Below are 17,347 nucleotides of genomic sequence, written 5' to 3' on the forward strand. Positions count from 1 at the left end.
GCTCAGCGGATCACGTGTTCGACGAACCTCGCGGCCGTCTCCGCCAGCACCTCCTGCCCGTCCCGTGCCCACAGCGCGTCGTTGAACAGCTCCACCTCGATGGGGCCGTCGTACCCGGCCGCCTCGACGTACGACTTCCACTCCCGCATGTCGATCGCGCCGTCCCCGATCTGTCCGCGGCCGTTGAGGACGCCCTCGGGCAACGGGGTGGTCCAGTCGGCGAGTTGGAAGGTGTGGATACGGCCGCCCGCGCCGGCCCGGGCGATCTGCGCCGGGGCCTGGTCGTCCCACCAGATGTGGTACGTGTCGACCGTGACGCCGACCTGCCGGGCGGGGAAGCGCTCGGCGAGGTCGAGGGCCTGGGTGAGCGTCGAGACCACGCAGCGGTCGGAGGCGAACATCGGGTGCAGCGGCTCGATGGCCAGCCGTACGCCCCGCTCCTCGGCGTAGGGCCCCAACTCCCCCAGCGCGTCGGCGATCCGCTCCCGCGCGCCGTGCAGGTCCTTGGAGCCGGCCGGGAGGCCGCCGGACACCAGCACGAGGGTGTCCGTGCCGAGCGTGGCCGCCTCGTCGACGGCCTTGCGGTTGTCCTCCAGGGCGCGGGCGCGCTCGGCCGGGTCGATGGCCGTGAAGAAGCCGCCCCTGCACAACGTTGTCACCGCGAGGCCCGCGTCCCGGACCAGCTTCGCGGTGGCCTCCAGACCGTACGACTGGACCGGCTCGCGCCACAGGCCGACGCCGGGGACGCCCAACTCCAGGCAGGCGTCCACCAGTTCGCGCATGCTCAGCTGCTTCACCGTCATCTGGTTGATGGAGAAGCGGGACAGATCCGGATTGCTCACTGGGTCACTCCGTACAGGGCGAGCAGGTTCTTCATCCGTTCCTCCGCGAGCTTCGGGTCGGGGAACAGGCCCAGGCCGTCGGCGAGTTCGTAGGCGCGGGCGAAGTGCGGGAGGGAGCGGGCCGACTGGAGGCCGCCGACCATGGTGAAGTGCGACTGGTGGCCCGCGAGCCAGGCCAGGAACACCACGCCCGTCTTGTAGAAGCGGGTCGGGGTCTGGAAGAGGTGGCGGGACAACTCGACCGTCGGATCGAGGAGTTCACGGAAGCCTGCCGTGTTCCCGGTGTCCAGGACGCGGACCGCCTCCGCCGCCAGCGGGCCGAGCGGGTCGAAGATGCCGAGCAGGGCGTGGCTGAAGCCCTGGTCGTCGCCCGCGATCAGCTCGGGGTAGTTGAAGTCGTCGCCGGTGTAGCAGCGGACGCCCTGGGGCAGCCGGCGCCGGATGTCGATCTCCCGCTGAGCCTCCAGGAGCGACACCTTGATGCCGTCCACCTTGTCGGGGTGGGCCGCGATGATTTCGAGGAACGTGTCGGTGGCCGCGTCCAGGTCGGACGAGCCCCAGTAGCCCTCCAGCGCCGGGTCGAACATCGGGCCCAGCCAGTGCAGGACGACGGGCTCGGTGGCCTGGCGGAGCAGATGGCCGTAGACCTCCAGGTAGTCCTCGGGGCCCTTCGCCACGGCCGTGAGCGCCCGCGAGGCCATCAGGATGGCCTGCGCGCCCGACTCCTCGACGAGGGCCAACTGCTCCTCGTACGCGGCCTGTACGTCGGCCAGGGTGCCGCCGGTGATCTGGTCGGTGCCGACCCCGCAGGCGATCCGGCCGCCAACGGCCTTGGCCTCGGCGGAACTTCGGCGGATCAGCTCGGCCGCGCCCGCCCAGTCCAGGCCCATGCCGCGCTGGGCGGTGTCCATCGCCTCGGCGACACCGAGCCCGTGCGACCAGAGGTGGCGGCGGAAGGCGAGGGTGGCGTCCCAGTCGACGGCGGCGGGCGAGTCGGGGCTCGTGTCGGCGAAGGGGTCGGCGACGACGTGCGCCGCCGAGAACACCGTACGGGAGGTGAAGGGGGTGCCGGTGGTGACGGCGAGGGGTTCGGACCGGGGCTCGTAGGCCCTCAAGGCCCCTCCGGCGTCGGGGAGTTGGATGGTCACAGCGAGATCTCCGGGACGTCGAGACGGCGGCCCTCGGCGGAGGACCTCAGGCCCAGCTCGGCGAGCTGGACGCCACGGGCGCCGGCCAGCAGGTCCCAGTGGTAGGGGGCGTCGGCGTAGACGTGACGCAGGAACAGCTCCCACTGCGCCTTGAAGCCGTTGTCGAACTCGGTGTTGTCGGGGACCTCCTGCCACTGGTCGCGGAAGACCTCGGTGGCGGGGAGGTCCGGGTTCCAGACCGGCTTGGGGGTGGAACTGCGGTGCTGGGCACGGCAGTTGCGCAGCCCGGCGACGGCCGAGCCCTCGGTGCCGTCGACCTGGAACTCGACGAGTTCGTCGCGGTTGACGCGGACGGCCCAGGAGGAGTTGATCTGGGCGATGGCGCCGCTGTCGAGCTCGAAGATGCCGTAGGCGGCGTCGTCGGCGGTGGCGTCGTAGGGCTTGCCGTTCTCGTCCCAGCGCTGCGGGATGTGGGTGGTGGCGATGGCCTGGACGGACTTGACGCGGCCGAACAGCTCGTGGAGGACGTACTCCCAGTGCGGGAACATGTCGACGACGATGCCGCCGCCGTCCTCGGCGCGGTAGTTCCACGACGGGCGCTGCGCTGCCTGCCAGTCGCCCTCGAAGACCCAGTAGCCGAACTCGCCCCGGATGGAGAGGATCCGGCCGAAGAAGCCGCCGTCGATGAGCCGCTTGAGCTTGAGCAGGCCGGGGAGGAACAGCTTGTCCTGGACGACGCCGTGCTTGATGCCGGCGGCGTCGGCGAGGCGGGCCAGTTCGAGGGCGCCCTCGAAGTCGGTGGCCGTCGGCTTCTCGGTGTAGATGTGCTTGCCCGCGGCGATCGCCTTCTTGAGCGCCTCCTCGCGGGCCGAGGTGACCTGGGCGTCGAAGTAGATCTCGACGGTCGGGTCGGCGAGGACCGCGTCGACATCCGTGGAGACGTTCTCGGGGTCCAGGCCGTGCTGCTCGGCAAGCGCCTTCAGCGCGTGCTCGCGGCGGCCGACGAGGATCGGTTCCGGCCACAGCACAGTTCCGTCGCCGAGGTCTAGACCACCCTGCTCGCGAAGTGCGAGGATCGAGCGGACGAGGTGCTGTCGGTAGCCCATGCGCCCGGTCACGCCGTTCATGGCGATACGCACCGTCTTGCGTGTCACGTGTTTCCCTTCGTCCGCATACGTTTCAACAACGCAGCAAGCGCTTTCTATATATGCAGAAGCTAGCCTTTGCACACAGGTCTGTACAAGACCGTGATGGGGTCGAGTTGTTCGAGGGGGCGAACGGCGGGGGTGTATGGCCTTATCGTCTGCTCGGACGGGGGCTTCCTTTGAGCAGCCTATGTACAACGTCGTACGACGAGATGCGCGACCGGAGGACGAACGACATGACGGTGACCCTGGCGGACGTGGCGGCCCGCGCCCAGGTCTCCCCCGCGACGGTGTCGCGCGTACTGAACGGCAACTACCCGGTCGCGGCCACCACCCGCGAGCGGGTGCTGCGGGCGGTCGACGAGCTGGACTACGTCCTCAACGGTCCCGCGAGCGCGCTCGCGGCGGCCACCTCCGACCTGGTCGGCATCCTGGTCAACGACATCGCCGACCCCTTCTTCGGGATCATGGCGAGCGCGATCCAGGCGGAGATCGGGGGGCCGGGCGGGCGTGCGGGCGGGGAGCGGCTGGCTGTGGTGTGCAACACAGGAGGCTCCCCCGAGCGCGAGCTGACCTACCTGACCCTGCTCCAGCGGCAGCGGGCGGCGGCCGTGGTCCTGACCGGCGGGGCCATGGAGAACGCGCCGCACGCGGCCGCCGTCGCGGCGAAGCTGCGGAAGCTCGGGGAGGCCGGCACGCGGGTGGTGCTGTGCGGGCGCCCGCCGGCGCCGGACACCGGGGCGTTCGCGCTGACCTTCGACAACCGCGGGGGCGGGCGGGAGCTGACCGAGCACCTGATCGGCCTCGGGCATCGTCGGCTGGGCTACATCGCGGGCCCCGAGGAACGCACGACCACCCGGCACCGGCTGGAGGGCCACCGCGAGGCGCTGGCCGCGCACGGCATCACGGAGGACCCCCGCTGGACCGTGCACGGACGCTACGACCGCCGCTCCGGCTACGAGGCGACCCTCGAACTCCTGCGCCGCGACCCGTCGTTGACGGCCGTGGTCGCGGCGAACGACTCCGTCGCGGTGGGCGCGTGCGCGGCCCTGCGGGAATCCGGGCTGCGGATTCCGGACGACGTCTCGGTCGCCGGCTTCGACGATCTGCCGTTCAGCGTGGACGCGGTGCCCTCTCTTACGACGGTGCGGTTGCCGTTGTCGGAAGCGGGGGCGCGGGCCGGGCGGATCGCGATGGGGCGGGAGGAGCCGCCGCCGGGCGGGATCGCGACGGTTCACGGGGAGTTGATGGTGCGGGGGTCTTCGGGGGTACCGCGGAAGTAACGGCGGCTGGGCGTGGGGGTGTTGGGGCGCGCCGGCGCTTCGGAACGCCGATGGGAACGCCGATGGGAAGCGGGGTGCCGTCGAGGATGACGAAGGCCTTGCGTGCGGCGGCGGGGTGGCCGCGGCGAGGTCCGGGTCGGCGGCTTCCAGGACCTCGACCGCCCCGGCGATGTAGTGGTGGACGGTGACGGTCCCGACGCCGACCCGGCTGCGAGCCGGCGCGGGTGGGACCGCGCCGGTCAGTCGAAGACCGCGCAGTTGACCGCGTCCATCAGGGCCGCGCCGGTCTGGTGCGCCTGCTTGGTGGGAAGAGTGGACGTGGCGAAGAAGAAAGAGGCCGTGCGACGGCCGGTGGAGTCGGTGACGTTGTAGGTCGCATAGCCCGGGACGATGCCGACGTGGTCCCAGACCGTGCCGCAGTCGGTCTTCGCCGTCTCGATGCCGAGTCCGTAGCCGAGCCTGTCCGGGTCCTCCGGCCCGCTCTCCGGCACGGTGGTGCGCATCTCGGCCAGCTGGGCGGCGGGCACCAGACGGCCCGACATCAGCGCGCCGTAGAAACGGGACCAGTCGCCGGCGGTGGACACGACCGCGGCGTCCGCTCCGTCGGCCGTGACGTAGTCGCCGGTGACGTCCACGTGGTCGTCGTGCTGCGGTCCGGCGTAGTTCCTGAACTCGTCGGGGACGTCCGGTGGCATGTGGGCGGCGTCAGGTTCGTAGCCGTGCGCGTGCCGGTCGTGCCAGGCGGAGCCGGTGGCGTAGAAGGTGTGCCGGAGCCCCAGGGGTCCGGCGATCCGGTCCCGCACCAGCGTCGCGAGGCTCTTGCCGGTGGCCTTCTCCAGGACGGCGCCGATCGCGATGTAGTTGGTGTTGCTGTACGACCACTCGGTGCCGGGCTCGAACAGTGCCGGGTGTCTCCTCACCAGGCTCAGGATGTCCGTCGACGTCCACACGTGGGTGTCATGGCCGGTGAGGGCCGGTGCGAGTGCGGGGTCGTCGGTGTAGTCGAACAACCCACTGGTGTGGTTGAGCAGCATGCGCAGGGTGATCGCTCCGCCGTCGCGCACCTGCCCTGGGAGCCACTTGTCGACCGGGTCGGTGAGGGCGAGTCTGTGCTCGGCGACCAGTTGCAGGACGAGGGTGGCCATCACCGTCTTGGTGTTGGACGCTTCTCGCACCTCGTCGTCCACGCTGAGCCGATGGTCCTTCTTCGTCCAGGCGGCCTGCTCGGAGATCTCGATGGGCCTGCCGTGCCCGTCGTCCACCCGCACAGTCACCCCGGGCACCCCCTCTTCCACCAACTTCCGCGCCAACTCCCGCAGTTGAGCGCGCGTCTCCGCGGTGCCGTCCTGTCGGACCGCCGCACTCCTGTGGACCGTGTTCGCACTCGACGGGGTCGCCGCGAGGGGCACGACGAGGGCCGCGGACACCGCGACTGCTGCCGCCGCGCGAAAACCCGTCCGTTGCGAGCGCCGGCGAACACGCACCTTCACACCCAATTCATGCTCCTTCGAGAATCCCGGAAGGCCGTCGGGCACGACCGGGGACGGGGAGGAGAACACGGGACTCCGCCTGGCGGGTTGTCGCCCGAACCTGGGGCGAGGCCGGTTCCGGCGGGCCCTGCACAGTCCTGGGAAATCCCTCGGAGGATAGCCGAAGGCGGGGTGAAAGAGATGACTGCCGGTCACCGCACCCACGGCGTCATCGACGCCCTGGCCGAGGCGGACGGATGGGCCGGCGGCGGATGACGCATGTGCCGGCGGCGGATCTCGTCGTCCTGGTGGGCAGACAGGAACGCGGGTGCGTCGGCTTCGTCCCAGGGGGCGCAGCGGCAAGCCCCCGGCGACGGGAAGCAGGGGTCGGGGCGAGCCACCGAGCAGACCGGAGACAATGACGGGCGGTGTCGACAGGGCGCGGGGCATGAGTCATGATCGCTCGATGTCGACCACCCCCGTCACCCTCGCGGGCGCAGCCCCGCACAGAGCGAGAATCCCTCAATGCCCCGTGCCCTGATCCTCGGTGGAACCGGACTCGTCGGGCGGGCTGCCGCGCTCCGGTTGGCGGCGGCCGGCTGGCAGGTGGACGTCGTCGGGCGGGACCCGGCGCGGATGCCGCCCGAACTGGTCGCCGCCGGTGGGAAGTTCATCGCTGCGGACCGTGCCGACGAGAGGCGGATGCGGGCCGCGCTCGGGGCCGGGGCCGATCTGCTCGTCGACTGTCTCTGTTTCACCGCGGCCGACGCGCGGTCGTTGGTGGCGCTGGCCGCGGATGCCGCGTCCTCGGTGGTGATCTCCAGCCGGGCCGTGTACGTCGACGCGGCGGGACATCACGTCAACTCCCCTGTGCCGCCTCGCTTCACGGGGCCGATCCGGGAGAGCCGGGCGACACTCGCGCCGAGGAGCGACATCGACCACCGCTCGCGTGAGGGGTACGGCGCGAACAAAGTCGCCGCCGAGCAGGTGGTGTTGGGGAGCGGGCTGCCCATCAGCGTGCTGCGGCCCTCGCAGATCCACGGGGTCGGGGCGTCGCCGGCGCGTGAATGGGCCGTCGTCAAGCGGGTGTTGGACGGTCGTACGGCCTTGCTGCTGGCCCACGGGGGCACCGGGGTCGTCCACGCCACCGCCGCCGCGAATCTCGCCGCGCTCATCGAGACGGTCGCCGGCCGACCGGGCACCCGTGTCCTCAACTGCGCCGATCCGGACACGCCGAGCGTGCGGGAGATCTGCCGGACGATCGCGGGACACCTCGGCCACGAGTGGGAGGAAGTCCTGTTGGACGCCACGGCACCCGCCGGCCTGGGCCGCACGCCCTGGGACTCCCCGCACTCGATCGTCCTCGACACCTCCGCCGCGACGGCGCTCGGCTACCGGGCGGCCGGGACCTACGCGACCACCATCGCGCCCGCCCTCGACCGGCTGGTGGAAGCGGCGAGGAACGGGCGGCCTCCCGTCGACGACGGGTACTTCGCGGAGTACGTCGACTATGCGGCCGAGGACGCGTTTCTCGCCGGGCGGGCGGGGCCTCCCCCGCAAGCCACCTCGTCCTGAACCGACTTGACTCCGCTCTGGCCTCTTGCCTCTCCTCCACACCGACTCCCGTTGTCAGTGGTCCCCCTTATCGTCCCCCCATGGTCTTTCCCCTGCCCGACGAGCCGTCCCTCCCCTCCGGCCGTTTCGAGACCCGAGGGGAGGTGGAGGTGTGGTTCTCCGACGAACTTCCCAAGGATCTCGCGGAGTTGTGGCCCCGGTTGCTGGAGTCGGCCGAAGTCACGGGGCTGTATCCGTTCATCTGTTGGCGGGATGATCCCTACCAGGCCTCGGACTTGAGCGAGGTCGACGCGATCCGGCTCGATGCCGTGCTCGCGGCGGACTTCGCCGAGTATCGGCGCCGACGGCTGCCGAGCTGGTCGAATCCGGTGTCGGACGAGGAATGGGCGGCGAGTGTGCCGGAGGACGTCCGGGAGTACGTCGCACCCTGGCCGCACGACCCGGGGCCGCCCTTCGAGAGCTGGCCCGGGCTCGCGGCGGGCGGGCCCGTCGTCGGCGCCGGGGTGAGTCCGGCGGAGGCCGCGCGGCGGGCCGTAGAGGATGTCCTCGGTACCGAACCCTTCGTGCACACCTGCCAGTTGGCCCTGGTGCCCGCCCGCCGCAGCGCCGATGTGCCGGCCATCGTCGGGTGGTCCTCCGAGGCCCCGATCCCCTTGCTGTGTGCGCTGCTGCGGAGTTGGGAGGAGCGGTTCGGGGCGCGGGTCGTGGCGGGGTTCGGGAGTGCGTTGACCGTGTCGGTCGCCCGGCCGCCTCTCGATGTCGCGCATGCCGAGCGGCTCGCGCTGGAGCATGTGCTGACGACCGCCGACAACATCGTGGACGATCCGCCGACACCGTTCCCGGAATACGCGAACGGACTGGTGGGGCAGTCCAGTTGGCGGTTCTGGTGGGACTGACGGCGTGCCGGCCCGCTCGTCGCAGCCGCGCTGTGGCCGGCCGGCGCCAAGGTCCGCCGTCGGGCCCGCATGGAGAAAGTCGGCTACCGGTTCCTGTTCACGCACCCCAGCGGAGTGGACCTCGACCTGGCGGCCGGACTGGTCGACAAGGGCGAGCTGCGGCCGGTGACCGACCGGGTCTTCCCGTTCGCGCGGATCGCGGACGCCTTCGCGTATCTCGAACAGGGCCACGCCAAGGGCAAGGTCGTCCTAGCGATGTGAGGCCACGCCATGGACGGACGGCGGCCCGCGTACTACGGTCGGAACCGCAATACCTCTGACTGAGTCAACTACCCTGAGCGAGCACCGGGGATCGATCATGACCGTCCAGGACATCCGCGCCTTCAACCGCTTCTACACGAACGTCATCGGCGCCCTCGACTACAGCCGCCACCTCTACGCCCCCTTCACCCTCACCGAGTCCCGCGTCCTGTACGAACTCGCGCACTCGCCGCACACGGACGCGGCCGACCTCCGTTCCGAACTGTCCCTGGACGCCGGGTACTTGAGCCGGATCCTGAACCGGTTCGAACAGGACGGGCTGATCGAACGGGCGCCCTCGCGGCGGGATCCGCGGCGGCGGCAGATCACGCTCACCGCGCGCGGCCGGGAGACCGCGGACCTGCTGGCCGAGCGGGCGGACGAATCCGTCGGCGCGCTGCTCGCGACCGTGCCGGCCACCGACCGGCCCCGGCTCTCCGAGGCGCTGCACACCGTACGCACCCTCCTGTCGAACGAGCCTCGACCCACCCGGCCCGAGGACGTCGTGCTGCGGGAGCCGGGGCCCGGTGACCTGGGGTGGATCGTGCAGCGCAACGCGGCGCTGTATGCCGCCGAGTACGACTTCAACGCCGACTACGAGGGGCTCGTCGCGCGGATCGTCGCCGACTTCGCCGAGGACCACGACCCGCATCTGGAGCGGGTGTGGATCGCCGAGCTCGGCGGGCGGCCGGTGGGGTGTGTGATGTGTGTGCGGGACGACGCCCCGGGGACCGCGCGGCTACGGCTGCTGCTCGTCGAGCCGGACGCCCGGGGGCTCCGTATCGGGGACCAACTGGTCTCCGCGGTGGTCGAGTTCGCGCGCGGTGTCGGCTACCGCGACCTCGTGCTGTGGACCAACGACATCCTCGGCGCCGCCCGCCGCATCTACCAGCGGCACGGTTTCGTCCTGGTCTCCGAGAAACCCCACCGCTCCTTCGGCCAGGACCTCGTCGGCCAGGACTGGCGTCTCGACCTGCACGGAACCGGAGAGTGACGAGTAGGGTCGTGACCATGAAGCTCGCCTTCTCCACCCTCGGTGTCCCAGGGCTCCCCGTGGCCGACGTGCTGCACCTCGCCGTCACCCACGGCTACCACGGCGTGGAGCTGCGCGCCCACCCGGAGGAGCCCGTGCACCCCGGCATCGACGCCGCCCAACGATCCGATGTGGTCGCCGAGTTCAAGGCGTCCGGGGTCGAAGTCCTGGGCCTCGCCGGGTACGCACGCGTGGCCGCGCCGGGCGACGACGCCCCCGTCCTCACGGAGATCCGCGAGCTCCTGGAACTGGCACGGGACTTGGGGGCTCCGTTCGTCCGGGTGTTTCCCGGCGGAAGCAGTGAGCAGCCTCCCGGGGAAGCCGACGCGACCGCCGCCCGCCGTCTGGGCACGGCGGCGGAGTGGGGCGCCGACCTCGGCGTACGGATCCTGCTGGAGACCCACGACTCCCACCGCACCGGCGCCGACGCACTCCGCGTGCTCGGCCCGGTCGGACACCGGCAGGTGGGCGCGCTCTGGGACGTCATGCACACCTGGCTGGGCGGCGAGCAGCCGGCGGAGACGCTGGCCGCGCTGGGTCCGTACCTCGGATACGTCCAGGTCAAGGACATCGCGTCACCCGACGACACCACCCCGCTGCCCCTCGGCGCGGGCGTCCTCCCCCTCGCCGAATGCGTGGAACTCCTGACCCGGCACGACTGGGACGGCTGGCTGTGCTGGGAGTACGAGAAGCGCTGGTACGAGACCGCCGCCCCGCTGCCCGGACTGCTGGCCGCCGGTCATGACCATCTGGCACGGCTGCTCAACGACTCGGCGTAGGCCCACCCCGAGGACGACGTCATCGCGCCGTGAGCCGCGCCGTCCCGTCCAGGCACCACTCCAGTACGGCCGGCCAGGACCCGTATCCCGCGTCCAGGTCCAGGTGGCCCGCGCCCGGGATGATCTCGGTGGGGATGCCGAGCGCGTCGCCGAAGACGGTCCGGGCGCCTTCGGGGCAGTACGGGTCGTCGTCGCCGGCGACCAGACGGGTGGTTCCGGGGAGCGTCAACTCGCCGGTGGGCGGAGCGAATCCGGCGATCTCCGGGTGCTGTACGACGACGGAGGCGGACGGCGGTGCGACGAGCAGCACCCGGTCCGCGTCACCGTCCCGGACCACCCCGCGGGCGACGGCGTGCAGCCAGAGCAGGGCGGAGGCGCTGTGCGCGAGGACGACCCGCGGCCCGTCCGGACCGTCCAGGTGGCGGCGCAGCTCCGTGAGCCATACGTCCAGGTCGGGGTCGTCGGCGTCGGGCAGCTGGGGGTACGTCACCTGGTGGCCGAGTGCGCGCAGCCGGTCGGCGAGCCAGTGCTGCCAGTGGCCCTCGGGGCGGTGGTTCTGCCAGCCGTGGAGGACGAGGTAGGCGGTCATGACGTCGATACTCCCCGTGCCACCCGCTTCTCCAACTCCGCCCTGCACTCCTCCCACTCCTCCGCCGTGATCGAGTAGATCGCGGAGTCGCGCAGCCGCCCGTCCTCGCCCGGTGCCCAGGAGCGGGACCAGTTGCGCAGGACGCCCTCGAAGCGGGCGCCGACGCGCTGGATCGCGGCGCGGGAGCGGTCGTTGCGGGCGTCGGTCTTGAGGTCGACCCGGGAGGCGTGCCACTCCTCGAAGGCGTGCCGGAACAGCAGGAGTTTGGCCTCGGTGTTGATGCCGGTGCCCTGTGCGGAACCGGCCAGCCAGGTGAACCCGACCTCGACGGCGTCGAGTTGATCGTCCGTCAGCCAGCAGCGGGGTTCCCAGTAGGCCGTGGCACCGACCGCCCGCCCGGTCGCCGTCGAGATCTGGGCGTACGGCGCGAGCATGCCCGTGGCCGCGCGGGCCAGCTGGGCGTCGATGTACGCGTTCACCTGGTCCGCCCTCGGCACCCAGGTGAACGCGTACGACCCCCGGTCCTCCTCCGCCGCCACCGCCAGATCGGCCGCGTGCCGGTGGTCGAGCGGCTCCAGCCGCACCGACTCACCGGTCAGGACCGGAGCCCTCAGTTCGAACGCCACTCTGCTCCCCTCATGCTGGCAACCGCCCCCGCAGCGCCGCGAACGCCCCGTGGAAACCCGGGAAAGTCTTGCGTACGCACCCCGGGTCGTCGAACGAAATACCCGGCACCCGCAGCCCGGTCACCGCGAAGGACATGACGACGCGATGATCGCCGTAGGACTTGATCTCCGCACCGACGGGGGTCTCCGAACCCGGGCGGATCTCGATCCAGTCGTCCCCCGTCGCCACCTCCACGCCCAGCCGCCGGAGGTTCTCCGCGCAGGCCTCCAGGCGGTCGCACTCCTTGACACGGGTGTTGCCGACGTCCTCGATGCGGACCGGGCCCGAGGCGAAGGGGGCGATCGCGGCCAGGGTCGGCATGGTGTCCGAGATGTCCCTCATGTTGACCGTGAGGCCGCGCAGTTCGCCGGTGCCGCGCACCCGGGTGCCGTGCGCGTCGGTCTCCACCTCCGCGCCCATGCGGCGCAGTACGTCGACGAATCCCAGGTCGCCCTGGAGCGCGCCGGTGCCGAGCCCGGGGACGGTGACCTCGCCGCCGGTCACGGCCGCCGCCGCGAAGAAGTAGCTCGCGGTGGAGGCGTCCGGCTCGATGTCGTAGGTGGTCGCGGTGTAGCCGCCCGGCGGGACGACGTAGACCGTGTCCTCCTTGCGCACCTCCACCCCGAACGCCCGCATCATGGCGATGGTGATCTCGACGTACGGCGCGGAGACGAGGTCCGTGACCCTGATCCGCAGGCCCTTCCTGGTCAGCGGGCCGAGCAGGAGCAGGGCGGTCAGGTACTGCGAGGACAGGCCGGCGTCCAGCACCACCTCGCCGCCCTCGACACCGGACGCCTCGATGCGCAGCGGGTGGTGGCCCTCGGCCTCCTCGTGGCGCAGGTCCACACCCAGGTCGCGCAGGGCTCGGGTCAGGGGCAGCAGGGGACGGCGGCGCATCTGCGGGGAGGCGTCGAAGCGGAAGCTGCCGTGGCCGGCTGCCGCGAGGGTGGGCAGGAAGCGGGCCGTGGTCGCGCCGTCCCGGCAGTACACGTCGGCCTCGGTGACCGCCGGTCCCTGCGGGCGGCCGTCGATCTGCCAGGCGCCGGGGGTCCGGCCCACCCGGTAGCCGAGCCGGGTCAGTCCCTCCGCGAAGCCCTCGGTGTCGTCCGAGCGGAGCGGACGCCGGAGGGTGGTGACGCCGTCGGCCGCGGCGGCCAGGAAGAGCGCGCGGGCGGTGACGGACTTGGAACCGGGAATGTCGACTACGGTCATGCCCTCATGATCGGGCGGCGACCGCCCACCGCGCCGGGACGTCCACGGGATGGACGACCGCCGTTCGCCCGCGCGTACCTGTGCGTGACCGCATCCGTCCCGTTTGTGCACGGGTTCACCAACTTCCGGGAATCCGCCCCCGGACGGGAACCCGGGCCCGTTCACCTCCGTCCAACCGGCATGCTGCCGGACGAGTCTCCGCGGTACGGCGTCGGCCTCGCTGCTGGCTGCGAACGCTGACCAACCCTCTCCTCCGTACCGCGGCCGGCGGCAGGCCGTCATCGGCGCGCCCCCCTCCAACTGCGTCGATGGCGGCCCCTCCTCAGGTTTACTGTGCGCTCCCTTGACTGACAGAAACTTCCCGGATACTGGTAAAAGCTCGGAAGTTTCCTTCATCGGATCACCTCCGGAAGGAGCGCACGTGCCCTCCAGACGCACCGTCCTCGCCGCGACCATGGGCGTCACCGCGTCCCTCGCGGTCGGCACCCCCGCCCACGCCGACGACACCGCACTCCGCTCGCTGATCTCCCGCATGCCCCTGGAGGAGAAGGTCGGCCAGCTCTTCGTGACGCGGGTCTACGGCCACTCCGCCACCGCCCCCGACCAGGCGGACGTCGACGCCAACCTGAGCGAGCTCGGGGTGCGCACGGCCGCCGAGCTGATCGCGAAGTATCGGGTCGGCGGGATCATCTACTTCAGCTGGGCGCACAACACCCGCGACCCGCACCAGATCGCCGAGCTCTCCAACGGCATCCAGAAGGCGTCACTCGGCCGACCGCGCGGGCTGCCCGTACTGATCGCCACCGACCAGGAGCACGGCATCGTCTGCCGGATCGGCAGGCCCGCCACCCTCTTCCCGGGCGCGATGGCGCTCGGCGCCGGCGGCTCCCGCGCCGACGCCCGCACGGTCGGCCGGATCTCCGGCGCCGAGCTGCGCGCGATGGGCGTCAACCAGGACTACTCCCCCGACGCCGACGTGAACGTGAACCCGGCCAACCCGATCATCGGCGTACGGTCCTTCGGCGCCGACCCGGACGCGGTGGCCGGGCTGGTCGCCGCCGAGGTCACGGGGTACCAGGACAGCCGGGTCGCGGCGACCGCCAAGCACTTCCCCGGGCACGGGGACACCGCCGTCGACAGCCACACCGGGTTCCCCGTCATCACGCACAGCCGCGAGCTGTGGGGCAAGCTGGACGCCGTGCCCTTCCGGGCCGCCGTCAGGGCCGGGATCGACGCGATCATGACCGCGCACCTCAAGGTCCCGGCCCTCGACGGCTCCGGCGACCCGGCCACCCTCTCCCACCCGATCGTCACCGGCGTCCTGCGCGGCGAACTCGGCTACGACGGAGTCGTCGTCACCGACTCGCTGGGCATGGCGGGCGTCCGCCAGAAGTACGGCGACGACCGCGTGCCGGTGCTCGCGCTGAAGGCCGGGGTGGATCAACTCCTCGACCCGCCTTCCCTGGACGTCGCCTGGAACGCCGTCCTCAAGGCAGTACGGAACGGGGAGTTGACCGAGGCGCGGCTCGACGAGTCGGTGCTGCGCGTGCTGCGGCTGAAGGCGCGGCTCGGACTCTTCGAGCAGCCGTACGTCAGCCGGGCGGGTGTGGACCTCGTGGTCGGCCGCGCCGAACATCTCGCCACCGCCGACCGCGTCGCCGAGCGGACCACCACCCTGCTGGTCAACCGGGCGGGACTGCTCCCGCTGTCCCGCCGTACGCACGGGAACGTCCTGGTCGTCGGCGCCGATCCGGCCTCCCCGTCCGGTACGACGGGCCCGCCCACCGGTGTACTGGCCGCCGCGCTACGGGAGTTGGGCTTCACCTCGACCGCCCTGTCCACCGGCACCGCCCCCTCCCCCGAGACCGTCGCCAGGGCCGTGGCGGCGGCGCGGGCGGCGGACGCGGTGGTGGCGGCGACCTACAACGTCACCGCGACCGACCCGCAGAAGACCCTGGTCGAGCAACTGGCCGCCACCGGGACACCGGTCGTGGCCGTCGCCGTCCGCAACCCCTACGATGTTGCCCAACTGCCCGCCGTCCCGGCGTACTTGGCGTCCTACTCCTGGACCGACGTCGAACTGCGGGCGGCGGCACGGGTGATCGCGGGCCGGGTGTCCCCGCGCGGGAAGCTCCCGGTGGCCGTGCAGCGCGCGGACGACCCGGCGCAGGTGCTGTATCCGGTCGGTCACGGACTGTCGTACTAGAGGTACGTTGCCCACCCTCCCCGCCCCCGCCAACTGACCCAAAGCCCCCCACACCGCTGGCGTGCGCCCGCCACCGAGGGTCACGCTGGGCGGGGGCAGTCCGGGGGGAACGATGGGTGTGAGATGGAGCGCCGGGGCGGTGTGCGCGCTGCTCGCCGCCCTGCTGGCCGGCTGCTCGTCCACGGGCGGCTCCGACTCCGGCGACGGCAGCCCCGGCGCCAGGTCGTCCGCGTCCTCGACCACCCAACCCTCCGGCTACGGCGCGGTGTTCCTCGGCGTCGACGAGTGCAGCTCCTTCGGTACGACGAGCTTCACCGAGGTGCCCTGCACCAGCGAACGGGCCGCCGCCCGGGTCATCGCCCGCTACGACGGCGACGTGAACAGCGGCCCCGCCTGCCCGGCGACCACCGACTTCGTGCTGCACATCAGCGCCCAGGGCACCCCGGGCACGGGCCGCGACAGCGCCGTACCGAAGGGCTACGCCTGCATGCGCAACCTCGAACCCCCGCACCCCGGCGACCCGGGCGGCGGGGGCGGGCCGCGCACGATCGTCGGCGACTGCGTCTACGGTTCGGGCAGCGGCCAGGTCCGGGAGACGGCGTGCGACGGCTCGGGGCGGAAGAAGCCGCAGTACAAGGTCGTCAAGGCCGTGCTCAAGCGCGCGAGTTGTCCGGCCTCTACCGCCCTGTACGTCCAGCTCGGCGGCAGCCGGCCGGTGGGCTGCGCCCGGCCGGTGTAGTCGAACGACCACCAACGGCCGGGCGCGGCAAGGGTGTTACGGACGCAGCGTCGGCTCGCGCTCGACGCTCTGCCGGTCCAGCCTCGCGTCGTACGGTGCCAGCGGCTTCGCCTGTGCCGTCGTCGCGGCGGGGACACCGGCCCAGGCCAGGATGCGGGCGGTGGCCAGCGCCTTCTGGTCGGCGGTCAGGGCCGCGACGTTCGCGCCGTGGTTGAGACCGGGCGCGGTGAAGACGTACGAGTCCTTCGCACCCTTGCCGACGGCGAACCGCTCGGCGCCCCACGGGTCGTTCTGGCCGTAGACGAAGAGCATGTGGTCGGCGTGGTGGCGGACCCAGCTGTCCACGTCACGCATCGCGCCCGGCTGGAACCTCATCGGGATGGAGCGGGGGACGAAGTTGCGGGGCGGCTGGTAGCCGTAGCGGACGTACTTCTTCTCGATGTACGGGAACTGGACGGTGGGCGCGCCGAGTTGGGTGCCCGCCTGGTAGTAGTAAGGGGTGTACGGGGACAGGCCCTGGTCGGTGTAGAAGGAGAAGCCCGAGATCGTGTCGACCGAGGTCCAGATCTCGTCGTCGGTGGCGGTCGCCGCGTTCGCGGGGATGGTGTCGCAGTCGGAGAGCAGGCTGTACTGCCAGAAGCCCCAGACGTAGTCGAGGACGACGGCCTCGTAGGCCTTGTCCAGGCTGCCGACGGTGGTGAAGGTGAACCCGTTCTCGGCCGCGTAGGCCGCGTACTTCTGCTCCAGCGGCTCCCGGCGCACCAGCGCCTCGCGCTGTACGGCGTCCAGGCGGTCGCGGCACTCCTTGGTGCCGACCTTGGTGAAGAAGCGGTCGTAGGCCGAATCCTCGTTGTTCACCACGTCGTTGGGGGCGACGTAGGCGACGACGCCGTCCATGTCGCGGGGGTAGAAGCGCTCGTAGTACGTGGCGGTCATGCCGCCCTTCGAGCCGCCGGTGGCGATCCAGTTCTGGGTGTAGATCGACTTGAGGGCCTTGAAGACGCGGTGCTGGTCGCTTGCCGCCTGCCAGATGTCGAGCTTGGACCAGTCGGCCGGCTCGGGCCGGGAGGGCGTGAAGTAGCGGTATTCCAGGGAGACCTGGTTGGCGTCCGCGATCCGGGTCGGTTCACTGCGGCTGGGGGTCGTGGAGACGTTGTAGCCGCTGGTGTAGAAGACCGTCGGGCGCGAGACGTCCTTGTGCAGCACGGTGATCCGCTGCTGGAACGTGCCCTTGGAGGGGTGCCGGTGGTCGATCGGCTGGGTGTAGTTCAGGACGAAGTAGCGGTAGCCGGTGTAGGGCTTCTCCTGGACCAGGCTCATGCCGGGTATCGCGAGCAACTGGTCCTTGATGTCAGTGACTTGGCCGGCCTGGGCGGCGGTGGCCACCCCGGCCGTGCTCAGCGTGCCTATGAGCACGGTGAGCGCCAGCAGCCATCTGAGCGCCTTGCGCATGCGGTCTCCCCTG

The 17,347-nt window shown here is 71.4% G+C and carries 16 protein-coding genes; 8 read left to right on the forward strand and 8 right to left on the reverse strand.

Features of this window, described 5'->3' with window-relative positions; translation table 11 throughout:
- Positions 1-2 precede the first annotated feature (2 nt).
- The 3 genes from ACWDEW_RS10275 to ACWDEW_RS10285 are packed head-to-tail and all read right to left on the reverse strand — an operon-like array spanning position 3 to position 3,144.
- Entirely contained in the window at positions 3-803 is an 801-nt protein-coding gene (locus ACWDEW_RS10275) for a sugar phosphate isomerase/epimerase family protein (RefSeq protein ID WP_450511911.1), read from the reverse strand.
- 35 nt (positions 804-838) lie between these two features.
- Positions 839-1,990, reverse strand: a complete 1,152-nt coding sequence (locus ACWDEW_RS10280) for a dihydrodipicolinate synthase family protein (protein WP_450511437.1) — start codon at positions 1,988-1,990, stop codon at positions 839-841.
- The gene (locus ACWDEW_RS10285) at positions 1,987-3,144 is read right to left on the reverse strand and encodes a Gfo/Idh/MocA family protein (protein WP_450511439.1); all 1,158 of its coding nucleotides are present in this window, start codon (positions 3,142-3,144) and stop codon (positions 1,987-1,989) included. The genes ACWDEW_RS10280 and ACWDEW_RS10285 overlap by 4 nt, the downstream gene beginning before the upstream one ends.
- A gap of 227 nt (positions 3,145-3,371) precedes the next feature.
- Between ACWDEW_RS10285 and ACWDEW_RS10290 the strand changes: the two genes are divergently transcribed.
- Entirely contained in the window at positions 3,372-4,418 is a 1,047-nt protein-coding gene (locus ACWDEW_RS10290; RefSeq protein WP_450511441.1) for a LacI family DNA-binding transcriptional regulator, read from the forward strand.
- Between the two features lie 239 nt (positions 4,419-4,657).
- Here ACWDEW_RS10290 and ACWDEW_RS10295 read toward each other — a convergent pair whose 3' ends face one another.
- Positions 4,658-5,845, reverse strand: coding sequence for a serine hydrolase domain-containing protein (locus ACWDEW_RS10295; protein WP_450511443.1), 1,188 nt, complete (start codon positions 5,843-5,845; stop codon positions 4,658-4,660).
- Between the two features lie 567 nt (positions 5,846-6,412).
- On the opposite strand from ACWDEW_RS10295, the gene ACWDEW_RS10300 reads away from it, so the two are divergent.
- The 5 genes from ACWDEW_RS10300 (at position 6,413) to ACWDEW_RS10320 (ending at position 10,470) form a co-directional block, all read left to right on the forward strand.
- Positions 6,413-7,462: an NAD-dependent epimerase/dehydratase family protein gene (locus tag ACWDEW_RS10300; protein ID WP_450511445.1), complete on the forward strand. Its 1,050-nt coding sequence runs from the start codon at positions 6,413-6,415 to the stop codon at positions 7,460-7,462.
- 80 nt (positions 7,463-7,542) lie between these two features.
- Entirely contained in the window at positions 7,543-8,358 is an 816-nt protein-coding gene (locus tag ACWDEW_RS10305; protein ID WP_450511447.1) for a DUF4253 domain-containing protein, read from the forward strand.
- A gap of 30 nt (positions 8,359-8,388) precedes the next feature.
- Entirely contained in the window at positions 8,389-8,619 is a 231-nt protein-coding gene (locus ACWDEW_RS10310) for a zinc-binding dehydrogenase (RefSeq protein ID WP_450511913.1), read from the forward strand.
- Between the two features lie 97 nt (positions 8,620-8,716).
- A complete protein-coding gene (locus ACWDEW_RS10315) occupies positions 8,717-9,652 on the forward strand; it encodes a bifunctional helix-turn-helix transcriptional regulator/GNAT family N-acetyltransferase (RefSeq protein ID WP_450511449.1) in 936 nt (311 codons plus the stop codon).
- Between the two features lie 17 nt (positions 9,653-9,669).
- Positions 9,670-10,470, forward strand: a complete 801-nt coding sequence (locus ACWDEW_RS10320; protein ID WP_450511451.1) for a sugar phosphate isomerase/epimerase family protein — start codon at positions 9,670-9,672, stop codon at positions 10,468-10,470.
- 19 nt (positions 10,471-10,489) lie between these two features.
- Here ACWDEW_RS10320 and ACWDEW_RS10325 read toward each other — a convergent pair whose 3' ends face one another.
- From ACWDEW_RS10325 to aroA, 3 genes are read right to left on the reverse strand one after another with little or no spacing between them, the layout of a single operon-like run.
- A complete protein-coding gene (locus ACWDEW_RS10325) occupies positions 10,490-11,059 on the reverse strand; it encodes an RBBP9/YdeN family alpha/beta hydrolase (protein ID WP_450511453.1) in 570 nt (189 codons plus the stop codon).
- On the reverse strand, positions 11,056-11,685 hold the full coding sequence (locus ACWDEW_RS10330; protein ID WP_450511454.1) for a GNAT family N-acetyltransferase: 630 nt from the start codon (positions 11,683-11,685) through the stop codon (positions 11,056-11,058). Before ACWDEW_RS10330 ends, ACWDEW_RS10325 begins: the two co-directional genes overlap by 4 nt.
- Positions 11,686-11,695: 10 nt before the next feature.
- On the reverse strand, positions 11,696-12,937 hold the full coding sequence (gene aroA, locus ACWDEW_RS10335; RefSeq protein ID WP_450511456.1) for a 3-phosphoshikimate 1-carboxyvinyltransferase: 1,242 nt from the start codon (positions 12,935-12,937) through the stop codon (positions 11,696-11,698).
- 421 nt (positions 12,938-13,358) lie between these two features.
- Here aroA and ACWDEW_RS10340 point away from each other — a divergent pair, with 421 nt between their 5' ends.
- Together ACWDEW_RS10340 and ACWDEW_RS10345 are read left to right on the forward strand one after the other, a co-directional pair.
- Complete coding sequence (locus tag ACWDEW_RS10340) at positions 13,359-15,143, forward strand: glycoside hydrolase family 3 protein (protein ID WP_450511458.1); 1,785 nt, start codon at positions 13,359-13,361, stop codon at positions 15,141-15,143.
- A 112-nt stretch (positions 15,144-15,255) separates the two neighbouring features.
- A complete protein-coding gene (locus ACWDEW_RS10345) occupies positions 15,256-15,882 on the forward strand; it encodes a hypothetical protein (protein ID WP_450511460.1) in 627 nt (208 codons plus the stop codon).
- A gap of 36 nt (positions 15,883-15,918) precedes the next feature.
- On the opposite strand, the gene ACWDEW_RS10350 is transcribed toward ACWDEW_RS10345, so the two are convergent.
- A complete protein-coding gene (locus ACWDEW_RS10350; RefSeq protein ID WP_450511462.1) occupies positions 15,919-17,334 on the reverse strand; it encodes a S28 family serine protease in 1,416 nt (471 codons plus the stop codon).
- Positions 17,335-17,347 lie beyond the last annotated feature (13 nt).

It is taken from the genome of Streptomyces sp. NPDC001100 (assembly GCF_053598575.1).